This is a genomic window from Planktothrix sp. FACHB-1355, assembly GCF_014748295.1.
GTDB lineage: Bacteria > Cyanobacteriota > Cyanobacteriia > Cyanobacteriales > Aerosakkonemataceae > Aerosakkonema > Aerosakkonema funiforme_A.
Genome location: NZ_JACJUP010000068.1, coordinates 1 through 11,753 on the forward strand (window position 1 = coordinate 1; position 11,753 = coordinate 11,753).

Annotated in this window: 8 protein-coding genes and 1 pseudogene; 8 read left to right on the plus strand and 1 reads right to left on the minus strand. The window is 44.4% G+C overall.

The window, feature by feature from the left end:
- Nucleotides 1–596 precede the first annotated feature (596 nt).
- The 8 genes and pseudogenes from H6S82_RS05510 to H6S82_RS05540 form a co-directional block, all read left to right on the plus strand.
- Nucleotides 597–2,144 (plus strand): annotated as a pseudogene (locus H6S82_RS05510) (ferredoxin--nitrite reductase); the annotation flags it as partial.
- 66 nt (nt 2,145–2,210) lie between these two features.
- Nucleotides 2,211–2,597: a 2Fe-2S iron-sulfur cluster binding domain-containing protein gene (locus tag H6S82_RS34290; RefSeq protein WP_322111881.1), complete on the plus strand. Its 387-nt coding sequence runs from the start codon at nt 2,211–2,213 to the stop codon at nt 2,595–2,597.
- Nucleotides 2,598–2,759: 162 nt separating this feature from the next.
- Complete coding sequence (locus tag H6S82_RS05515) at nt 2,760–4,292, plus strand: NarK family nitrate/nitrite MFS transporter (RefSeq protein ID WP_190463930.1); 1,533 nt, start codon at nt 2,760–2,762, stop codon at nt 4,290–4,292.
- Nucleotides 4,293–4,383: 91 nt separating this feature from the next.
- Entirely contained in the window at nt 4,384–6,603 is a 2,220-nt protein-coding gene (locus H6S82_RS05520) for a nitrate reductase (RefSeq protein WP_190463931.1), read from the plus strand.
- Between the two features lie 13 nt (nt 6,604–6,616).
- Nucleotides 6,617–7,132, plus strand: a complete 516-nt coding sequence (locus tag H6S82_RS05525; protein ID WP_199315218.1) for a phosphate-starvation-inducible PsiE family protein — start codon at nt 6,617–6,619, stop codon at nt 7,130–7,132.
- Nucleotides 7,133–7,402: 270 nt separating this feature from the next.
- Nucleotides 7,403–8,311 (plus strand): TIGR02587 family membrane protein, encoded by a 909-nt coding sequence (locus tag H6S82_RS05530; protein WP_190463933.1) that lies wholly within the window; start codon nt 7,403–7,405, stop codon nt 8,309–8,311.
- The gene (locus H6S82_RS05535) at nt 8,308–8,691 is read left to right on the plus strand and encodes a hypothetical protein (RefSeq protein WP_190463934.1); all 384 of its coding nucleotides are present in this window, start codon (nt 8,308–8,310) and stop codon (nt 8,689–8,691) included. Before H6S82_RS05530 ends, H6S82_RS05535 begins: the two co-directional genes overlap by 4 nt.
- A 5-nt stretch (nt 8,692–8,696) precedes the next feature.
- Nucleotides 8,697–9,716, plus strand: coding sequence for a site-specific DNA-methyltransferase (locus tag H6S82_RS05540; RefSeq protein ID WP_190463935.1), 1,020 nt, complete (start codon nt 8,697–8,699; stop codon nt 9,714–9,716).
- Between the two features lie 2 nt (nt 9,717–9,718).
- On the opposite strand, the gene H6S82_RS05545 is transcribed toward H6S82_RS05540, so the two are convergent.
- Nucleotides 9,719–11,753 (minus strand): adenylate/guanylate cyclase domain-containing protein (locus H6S82_RS05545; RefSeq protein ID WP_191056066.1); only part of this gene is annotated, 2,035 nt, incomplete at its 5' end.

The window sequence follows — 11,753 nt, forward strand, 5'->3', positions numbered from 1 at the left end:
CTAGCCCCTATTCCCTATCCCCTATTCCCTATTCCCAGACGTGCAATCGATGTAGAAACAGCATTATTCATATGCACTGAACTCATATTTACCCTATTTTTGTAACTATGTATACGAATTTACCCTTGTATTTCCCATAGCGTAACTAATAGACAAATCAAGAAAGCAGCACAGCTGGCTCAATATAGATGCAAATGCCTGCACCCAATCAAGTCAAACTTGTTCGCTGGAAACAACTTTTTAATCCTGCGTTTATTTGCTATTCCCCCCAAGGCAGAGACAATACCTCTGAAGATAGATATGTAAGATTAAACTTATGTTTTGTAGCAAATTCTACGAAATTAATAGATCGGAATGTTTAACCTGACATAAAAGGAATTTAAACCAAACATTCAGAAGTTAAGCAATTAAGCTAGGAGCAGATAAAGTTCACACTTTTATTAACATCCAAAACTCATCTATTGACGAAAACAGGATTTCTGCTTGGCAATTGCTAAACTTATGAAACTATTTTTAATGGTGTCAATCGGTAAATGTAAACATTGGAGCTAATAGCAAGTTTGGGTAGGCATTTAAGGATTGAGGAGAATTAATCGATGACAAGCACCGCTACAGTAACCGCAACGCAGAACAAATTTGAAAAATTCAAAGCGGAAAAAGATGGACTCGCCATCAAAGCAGAATTAGAGCATTTTGCCCAAATCGGTTGGGAGGCGATGGATGAAATCGATCGCGATTATCGCCTCAAATGGGTAGGCTTCTTCTATCGCGCTGTGACTCCTGGCAAGTTTATGCTGCGGTTGCGGATACCCAATGGCATTTTAACCGCCAGTCAAATGCGAGTACTTGCAGAAATCGTGCAGCGTTACACAAAAGCTTCGGGATTTCAAAAAGAAGGCAATGCCGATATTACTACTAGGCAAAACATCCAAATTCGAGGAATTCAAATTGAGGACGTACCGCATATTTTCAATCGGTTGCTGTCAGCCGGTTTAACTAGCGTGCAGTCCGGTATGGACAATGTTCGCAACATTACAGGTTCGCCTGTTGCAGGTATCGATGCCGATGAATTGATCGATACAGTCGGCATCACGCGCAACCTACAAGATACGATTACCAAAAACGGTGAAGGTAACCCGGAATTTAGCAATTTGCCCCGGAAATTCAACATTGCAGTGGCAGGTTGCCGCGATAATTCAGTTCACGCTGAAATTAACGATATTGCCTTCATTCCCGCGTATAAAGATGGCGTTATCGGATTTAACGTTTTGGTTGGTGGATTCTTTTCTGCCAAACGCTGCGATGCCGCAATTCCTCTGCACGCTTGGGTGCCACCGGAAGATGTTGTACCTGTCAGTCGGGCTATTTTAGAAGTTTATCGCGATAGCGGATTGCGGGCAAACCGACAAAAGTCGCGCCTGATGTGGTTGATTGATGAATTGGGTTTGGAGGGTTTTCGATCGCAAGTCGAAAAATATCTGGGTCGTCCCCTGCAACCGGAAGCAGAAAAAGATGAAATCGAATGGGAAAAGCGCGACCATATCGGCGTTTATCGTCAGAAACAACACGGTTTGAACTATGTCGGTTTACACGTTCCCATCGGACGGATGTATGCCAGCGATATGTTTGAACTGGCGAGACTGGCGGAAGTTTACGGTAGTGGCGAAATTCGTCTTACTGTCGAGCAAAATCTGATTATTCCCAATATTCCAGATACTCGTCTGCAAGCTTTCTTAGCAGAACCTTTACTGCAAAAGTTTCCGATCGATCCCAAACCTTTGCAACGGGCCTTAGTTTCTTGCACAGGTGGAGAATTCTGCGGTTTCGCCTTAATTGAAACCAAAAATCGAGCGTTAGGGATAATTAAGGAATTGGATGCAGAATTATTTCTACCCAAACCAGTTAGAATTCACTGGACTGGTTGCCCAAATTCCTGCGGTCAACCCCAAGTCGCCGATATCGGTTTAATGGGTACAAAAACGCGCAAAGATGGCAAAGCTGTGGAAGGCGTTGACCTCTTTATGGGTGGCAAGGTAGGTAAGGATGCCCAACTCGGTAGCTGTGTAAAAAAGGGTATTCCTTGTGAAGATTTGAAGCCGATATTGCAGGATTTGCTCATCGAAAAATTTGGGGCAAGATTAAAGACAGAAGAGGAAAAACAAACAGATAGTTCGGCAAAAATTCAGATAGATGAATTGGATTTTGCGCCATTGCCAAGCTTAGATACAGCTTCTCTCAATGGCAAATCGCAACCATCTTCTGCTGAAGCGCAAACAGGTCAACTAGCAGAACCGGTTATTTCAGCGCCTGCCAAACAGTCAGAAATTTCTCAAGCTGCGGTAATTTCTTTTGTTAAATCCGGTAAGGAAATTAACTGCGATCGCAACCAATTTGTTTTAGATATTGCCGAACAAGAAGGAGTTGATATTCCCAGCAGTTGCCGATCGGGAACCTGTGGAACTTGCAAGCAGAAACTGCTAGAAGGTGAAGTGAAATATGAAGGAGAACCCGAAGCTCTCGATGATAGCGATCGCGAACAAGGGTACATTTTGACCTGCATATCCCACCCAGTCGGACGAGTTGCGATCGATGCTTAATAGATTTGGGATTTTGGATGAGAGCATTTTGGATTTAATTAGCACTTTAATCTGAAATCGCTAGTTTAAAAAGTTGAATCCGTGTAATCCAGGCGATATCAAACTTCGTCAGTAGGAATTATTGTCTTAATTTCGCTATTTTGCAGTTAAAGGAAGGTTTTCATGCTCCTAGAAATGTGGTCTTTAAAAGGGCGATACAAAATATTGCACTTTACTTGGTTCGCCTTTTTTCTGACCTTTGTATGTTGGTTTAACTTTGCTCCATTCGCTACAACAATAGGCAAGGATTTACATCTAGAAGAAGCTCAAATCAAGACCCTGTTAATCTGCAATCTCGCTTTGACAATTCCGGCGCGAATTATCATCGGGATGCTGCTAGATAAATTCGGCCCGCGCATCACCTATTCCTTTTTGTTGATGTTTGCGGTTGTGCCTTGTTTAGCTACAGCAATGTCCCAAAATTTTACGGAATTAGTCATCAGCCGTTTGCTGATGGGTATTGTCGGTGCGGGATTTGTAGTTGGCATTCGTATGGTGTCCGAATGGTTCCCGCCTAAAGAAATTGGTCTTGCAGAAGGTATTTACGGAGGTTGGGGTAATTTCGGAGCATTTGGTGCTGAATTTGCCCTACCTACCATCGCAATTTCTACCGCTTTTCTGGGAGGAGGAGCAACTAACTGGCGTTTGGCGATCGCACTTACAGGCATTATTGCCGCGCTTTACGGCTGGGTTTATTACAATAACGTACAAGATACTCCCCCAGGCGCTACCTATAAAAAACCCAAAAAAGCTGGCGCGTTGGAAGTTACGAGCGCTCGCAGCTACTACGCAATGCTGGTATCGAATTTTGGGTTAATTTTTGCTCTCGGTTTATTGGCTTGGCGGTTAGCTCAACCTAAAATTCACTTTCTCAATAGCGATGGGTTGTTAATTGTTTGGTTCCTCTTGGGATGGCTATTTGTTTACCAAACTATTAAAGCTTGGCACGTAAATAAAGATGTAGTTGAAGGCAAGAAAATTTATGCGCCTTCAGAACGTTATCAGTTTCGTCAAGTCGCTATTCTAGAACTGTGCTACATAGTCACCTTCGGCTCCGAATTAGCAGCTGTTTCTATGTTGCCAGCTTTCTTTGAAAAAACCTTTGCGCTCGAACACGTAACCGCAGCAATGATTGCCGCCACCTATCCATTTTTGAACTTAGTTTCTCGTCCCAGCGGCGGTTTGATTTCCGATAAATTGGGAAGTCGCAAATGGACGATGACAATTCTGGCAGGTGGGGTAGGAGTTAGCTATCTGATGGCTCACTTTATCAACTCTAGCTGGTCGATACCGATGGCGATCGGGATAACAATGTTGTCTGCTTACTTTGCTCAAGCAGGTTGCGGTTCTACCTACGCGATCGTACCCCTAATTAAAAAAGAAGTTACCGGACAAATCTCTGGAAATGTGGGAGCTTATGGCAACTTTGGCGGTGTAGTTTTTCTGACAGTTTTTAGCTTGACAGACGCTCCGACTCTGTTTACAACAATGGGTGTAGCGGCTTTAGTCTGCGCTTTCCTGTGCGCCTTCTTCTTGAAAGAACCTAAAGGTTCCTTTGCCGCACACTATGAAGGTGAAGCAGAAGAAGCAAAAGTGGAAAAAGTAACGCCAACAATTCCCAAGACTTGGCTGGCTTACGAACAAGAACAAGAATAGTCGTTTGAGATTTCAAATTTTAGATTTTAGATTGGAAATCTGAAATCTGAAATTTGAAATCTGAAATTTGAAATCTGAAATCTGAAATTTTATGACTGACTCAACAAAAACACTTTGTCCTTATTGTGGTGTTGGCTGTGGTTTGGAAGTATCGCCGCCAGCGCAACCGGGTAAGCCGGTAAATCGAGACAGTCAAGGGTATCCCACCTGGAAAGTACAGGGCGATCGCGCACATCCTTCCAGTCAAGGTATGGTTTGCGTTAAAGGTGCCACAATTGCGGAATCTTTAAACAAAGACCGACTTCTATATCCCATGATGCGCGAATCGCTCGATCGACCATTTCAACGAGTCACCTGGGAAGAAGCCCTCAACGCCATCGTTAATCGCATCCAAACCGTTCGCTTCACTCAAGGGCCAGAAGCCATTTGTATGTATGGCTCCGGTCAATTTCAAACGGAAGATTATTACATCGCTCAAAAACTATTAAAAGGCTGCCTCGGCACGAATAACTTTGATGCCAATTCGCGTTTGTGTATGTCTAGTGCGGTGGCAGGTTACATTCAAAGTTTTGGTGCTGATGGTCCGCCCTGTTGCTATGATGATTTGGATTTAACAGATTGTGCTTTTTTAATCGGCACCAACACCGCCGAATGCCACCCAATTATTTTCAATCGACTGCGGAAACACCACAAAAAAAACAACGGCAAAGTCAAAATGATTGTTGTCGATCCGCGTCGCACTACTACTGCCGAAGCAGCAGACTTACATCTAGCGATCCAACCCGGAACTGACATTGATTTGTTAAATGGCATTGCCCATCTGTTGCTGCGTTGGGGTTACATTAACAGCGAATTTATTGACGAATGCACTAGCGGTTTTCCCGCCTATGCTGATGTGATTCGCCAATATCCACCAGAGTTGGTCGCCAGAAAGTGCGGCATCAAAGTCGATGAATTGGAAATGGCGGCGCGATACTGGGGCGAATCGAAACGAGTTCTCTCCATGTGGTCGATGGGAGTAAATCAATCCTCTGAAGGTACAGCCAAAGTCCGCACCATCATTAACTTGCACTTGATGACAGGTCAGATTGGCAACCCTGGCGCGGGGCCATTTTCTCTCACAGGTCAGCCAAATGCGATGGGAGGACGGGAAGCGGGCGGTCTAGCCCACCTCCTGCCAGGGTACCGAGTTGTGAAAAATGCCGTACATCGCGCCGAAATAGAGCAGTTTTGGGGTTTACCGGCAGGACGGATCTCTGCTGCACCCGGTCTTTCCGTGTGGGAGATGATTACTGGGTTAGAAGCCGGTCAAGTGGGATTTTTGTGGGTGGCGGCGACCAATCCAGCTGTGAGTATGCCAGATTTGGAACGCACGAAAAAAGCTTTGTGGCGATCGCCCTTCACTGTCTACCAAGACGCCTATTATCCCACAGAAACAGCTAACTACGCTCACGTTCTCCTCCCAGCTGCCCAGTGGAGTGAAAAAACTGGCGTGATGACCAATTCGGAACGGCGCATCACTCTTTGTTCGGCATTTCGCGAAGCCCCAGGCGAAGCAAGGGCAGATTGGGAAATTTTTGCGGAGGTGGGACGCCGTTTGGGTTTTACAGAACAGTTCAAGTTTGCCAATTCTGCCGAAGTTTATGCGGAATTTGTGCAGCTGACGAGAAAACGTCCCTGCGATATGACTGGTGTCAGTCACGAAAGGTTGGCCACCGAAGGCCCGCAACAGTGGCCCTGTCCCGATCGCTCATCGTCTGCTGAATCTCAATCTCAAAGGCTTTACACGGATTTTCGCTTCCATACTCCCGACGGACGCGCCCGTTTTGGGGCGTATCACTCGCGGGGATTGGCAGAACCTCCCGATCCTGACTATCCTTTTGTCCTTACCATTGGTCGTCTGTACGGTCATTGGCACACTCAAACCCGCACGGGTAGGATTGAAAAAATTCGCCAAATGCACCCAAATCCTTTTATCGAAATACATCCCCGCGATGCTGGGAAGTTGGGTATTCAGGAGGATACTTGGGTTGAAGTCCGCAGCCGTCGCGGTATGGCGCGATTTCCTGCGAAAGTGACAGAGGCGATCGCTCCCGGAACAGTGTTTGTACCTATGCACTGGGGCGCACTCTGGGCAGAAAATGCAGAAGCCAACGCCCTCACCCATCCAGAAGCTTGCCCTGACTCCCTAGAACCAGAACTAAAAGCCTGCGCTGTAAAATTAGTGCCGATTACAGCCGATATCAAAACAGCCGACACTTTCCTGCAATACCCAAAATCTAGTATGCTTTCAGCATCGCCTTCTGTATGAAGTAAACATAAAAATGGGGTTTTTGAGGAACGTATCTAAAAGAATCAGCGGTCACGGCAAGGACGAGGAGTTTCTTGGCTTTATCGAACACATAGAAACCCTTGTCTCCAAAATCCTATCTTTGGCAATGGTCGTTGTCATCCTGATCGCAGTTTTTGACTTGATGGTCATTCTCGGTAAAGAATTATTCTTTGACCATTCAGTTGGTAGGTTTAACGAATTTTTAGTTAATATATTTGGTGTATTTTTAAGCATATTAATAGCTCTGGAAATATTAGAGAATATCACTGCATACCTCCGAAAACACGTTGTTCAAGCCGAATTAGTTGTAGTCACTTCTCTGATAGCGGTGGCTCGGAAGATCATTATTCTCGACTTTAAAAAAACTGACGGAGTAGAGCTGATCGGTTTGGGAATTTCTATCCTTGCCTTATCCATGAGTTACTGGATTATTCGCACTGTTAATAATAGAGTGCCTAATGATAGAAAGGCTAAACACAGCGACAAAAAAATAGGCCATGACGAATGACTGTTGACACTTCTGCCCATAGGGGGAAAGTCAAAAGTCAAAAATTAAGAGGGAGAGGGGTTAGGGGTTAGGGCGTCGGGGTTAGGGAAGAGCGAAGAGGGAGAAATTTTGACTTTTGACTTTTGACTCCATCAGCTCTCCCAGCGACGATCGCCCAGATAGTACACTAAGCATAGGTGGCAAAAAAGTTTTGTAGCCTATGTAACAAACTGATAGATCTGCAATCACCCATTACTACCCTGCATTCAATGGCTGGGGATTCTAACGGCTATGAGTTCCAAAACTAGCAAGAATAGTCGCCGTACCGATTTGGGAAAGGCGCGATCGCTTGCCGATTCCCTACAAGAATACTTCCGAGGTGTTGTTGGCGGTATCATGTTCAGCTTGCCGCTAATTTATACGATGGAAGTATGGTGGGCTGGTTTTACCGAACATCCCTTGCGGATTTTCCTTTACTTCCTCGCCACTTTCACCTTGTTACTGGGTTACAACCGCTACGCTGGATTGCGGCGTTCTGCCAGCCGTTTGGAAGTGGTAATCGATTCTGTAGAAGAATTAGGACTGGGAATATTGGTTGCAGCTGCCTTCCTCTGGTTGTTGGGGCGCATCACATTGGATATGACTGCCGATGAAATTATCGGTAAAATCGTCGTGGAAGCGATGACGGTTGCGATCGGCGTTTCTGTGGGTACAGCCCAGCTTGGTGGCGCAGATCCAGAAAACATGGATACGGGGATGAAAGGTGAAGAACAGCAATCTGGCTTGCCCAGTCCCGGTCGAGACGAAGTTGATTTTTGGGGCCAAGTTATCATTTCTTTATGCGGGGCGGTTTTATTCGCTGCCAACGTAGCGCCGACAGAAGAAATTATCACGATCGCCACGCAAATCTCATCAGAAAGATTGATAGGATTAGCGTTAGTTTCTATGCTTCTCGGCACACTTATCCTTTTTTATAGCAACTTCACCGGCGCGAAACAGTTCACTCGCAGCGAGAGTCTATTTACTACCGTTTCCGGCACCGTTATCACCTATGCTGTCGCACTAATTGCTTCGGCGTCGCTGCTTTGGTTTTTCGGGCGTTTTGATGGAGTTGCACCGATTACTTGGGTGGCGCAAACAGTTGTGCTAGCACTGCCTGCAACCTTGGGAGCTTCTGCGGGAAGGCTTTTACTGCAATGAAAATAAGAGAAAAAAATTGGCTGGAATGGGTTGTTTTTGGGATGGCTTTGCTCCTTGTTGTCAGTACGCTGGGCTACCTAATTTACGATGCGGCAACTCTGAGTAAAATGCCGCCCGCGATTCAAGTTCAGCTTGGAGAACCGCAGCCAATTATGCAACACTTCATAGTTCCGGTTTCCGTTACAAATCAGGGCGATCGCACAGCCGAAGGCGTTCAAATTGAAGTTACCCTAGAAAGCACTAGCAAAGAAAAAGAAACTGCCCAATTTGAAATTGCATTTTTGCCCCGTCGAGCGAAGAGGGAAGGTTGGGTAACTTTTGAAACTGACCCCCGCAGCGCCAAACTAAAAGCACGCGCATTGGGCTATGAAAAACCGTAATATTTATGAGATTGAATCAACAAGCATATTACGAAACTAAACTTGGTGCTGCGTATCTGGGAGACAGCTTAGATTTGCTCCAACAAGTTCCCGATGAAAGTATCGACTTAATTTGCACATCGCCACCTTTTGCTTTAGTCCGAAAGAAAGAATATGGCAATGTGGATGCAGAAGAATACATTGAATGGTTTGAGCCATTTGCCAAACAATTTTACCGGGTGCTTCAGCCCAAAGGTTCCCTGGCGATCGACATTGGCGGTACTTGGGTGAAAGGTTATCCAGTGCGATCGCTCTATCATTTCGAGTTAGTTATTAAACTTTGCAAACCTCCCGAAAAAGGCGGTCTTGGCTTTTATTTAGCACAGGAACTTTACTGGTATAATCCAGCCAAACTTCCATCACCTGCCGAATGGGTGACAATCAGAAGAGAAAGGGTTAAAGATGCCGTCAATACAATCTGGTGGCTAGCTAAAGACCCCCATCCAAAAGCGAATAACAGAAGAGTTTTAAAGCCTTACAGCCAATCGATGCAGAACCTTCTCAAAAATGGTTACACTGCTAAGCTAAGACCTTCCGGACATCACATTTCTAACAAGTTTAGTAACGATCGAGGTGGTGCAATTCCACCTAATATTATAGATGCCAGAGAAGCAGAAGAAACCACAGAAATAGGAGAGCCTATAGTACAACCTGTCAACGTTATTTCAGCCTCAAACACATCATCAAACGATTACTATCAAAAAAGATGTAAAGAACAAGGATTGAAACCACATCCGGCCAGATTTCCGCAAGCATTACCGGAATTTATCATCAATTTGTGTACGGAACCGGGTGATTTAGTGTTAGATCCTTTTGCCGGTTCAAATATGACGGGTCGGGTGGCAGAAACCATGCAGAGACGATGGTTATCTTTTGAAATCGATCGCAGCTATATTGACGCTTCGCAAATCAGATTTGAGCCAAACGCTCCGCTTATTGTCGCACCACCTACCGAGAATTTTAATCAAGCGCACTTTTTGGAATAACTCTAACGATCGCATCGCTGTAAATAAATTTCAGCTACCCTATCTAAAGGATTAATTCGCAAACACTCAGAAAACCCTTTCGCCGCTTTACTCAAAGCATTATCATTGTATAATGATAATGCCTCTTTAAATATTGGTAGCGTTTGTAACTTGCCAGCTAATATTTCAGGGCGATCGGTATCAAATACTTCATAAACAGTAACCAATTCTGACTTGCCTTTCACCTTAACTTTGTCAATTAAACGTATGGCATACTCAGGCGAATTTTTCAATTGCGAAAAAGTATGGTGCGTGATTAATAATGACACGCCATAATTTTTCGTCAAACTTTCTACACGAGAAGCTAAATTAACTGCGTCGCTAATTACAGTACCATTCATACGGTTCGCTCCACCGACTGTTCCTAACATCAAATTACCAGTATTGATACCGATACCTATATCGATCGGAACGTAGCCAGAGTTACCGCGATGTTGGTTGTATATTTCCAAGCGCTTTAGCATAGCAATAGCAGCTTTTACTGCATCATCAGCGCTACCTCCAAATAAAGCCATAATTGCATCGCCAATGTATTTATCAATAAAGCCATGATTTTCACGGATGGCCGGTTCCATACGACTTAAATAAGAATTGATAAACCTAAAATTTTCCTCCGGTGTCATAGTTTCGCTAATAGTAGTGAAATCGCGAATATCCGAAAACAAAATTGACATCTCTTTTTCGACATTATCGCCCAATTCCACATCCACAATACTTTGCTTGTTCAAAAACTGGAGAAATTGCTGAGGTACAAAGCGTTCCAAAGCTTTATTTAGCTTAAACAATTCTGCTTCCGCTTTTTTGCGATCGCTAATATCCTGAAATGCGGCGATCGCATATACCAAATTGCCCTGTTCGTCATAGATGGGCGTTCCCGAACTTTCCAGAGAAACAATTTTGTCGGGGAAGCGAAGTTCGATATCATCGATTTTCACACTTTTTCCTTGCAAAGCATTGGCGATCGGATCGCGTTCCAAAGGATAAAGTCGATCGCTTCCCGCTTCATAAGCTTGATAAGCCGCGTGCAATCGATCGAGTTGAGTTGAAGAAACCAAACCTTGACGCAGAATTTGCCGTGCGGTTTCATTGACGTAGTAAGGACGCCCCTGCGGATCGGCGATAAACACCCCTACTGGAACTGCATTCAGAAATTGAGCTAATCGGCTTTCATTTTCCCGCAATTGCTTTTCACTGGCTTTTACTTCCGCGTAAAGTTTGGCATTGGTAATAGAGATGGCAGCTTGTCCCGATAACAATCGTAACAATTCACTTCTATCTGAAGTAAAAGCACCCATTATGAGGTTATTTTCCAGATAGATAATGCCTGTCAACTGTCCTCGATTCAAAACCGGGGCACACAAAATTGATTTAGGTTGATGTTGTTTTATATAGGGTTCGTTGATAAAATTACCCTCGCGGGTAGCATCATTTAATACTACACTCTCGTGTAGGCGAGCCACATAATTGATTAGTCCTACGGGTAAGCGATTTTCAATAGGAAGCGAATGCAAGACGCTGATGTTATCGGAATCTACTGTCCCAGATGCTTCGATCAGTAATTTTCCCTTATTTTCTAAAATTAAGTAGCCTTTTTCCGCGCCAGCATTTTCGATTAAAATTTTCATTAGTTTCACCAGCAACTTATCTAACTCTATTTCCTGAGAAAGCGCTTGCGATGCTTTCATTACAGTCTCTAAATCCAAATTTGAGCTAGAATTAGTGCTGGTTGAGATTCTGCTGTCTGCTAAGTAAGTGGAATTAAGAGGACTTAGCCCGGATGCGTTTAGTAACTGCGGGTATTTTTCTTCTAAATCTTTTACTTTGGCAATAGCTCCCCATTGCGTGTAAGCATAGTGTGCATCCTGCATATAAGTTTGGCCAATTTTTTCTCTACCCAGCGCCAAATAAAATTGGGCAGCTAACTCTAGGGCAAGTGCTTCTTCATTGATATATTCATTTTCTTTGGCTCCGGCGATCGCGCGATCGTACATCTTCATT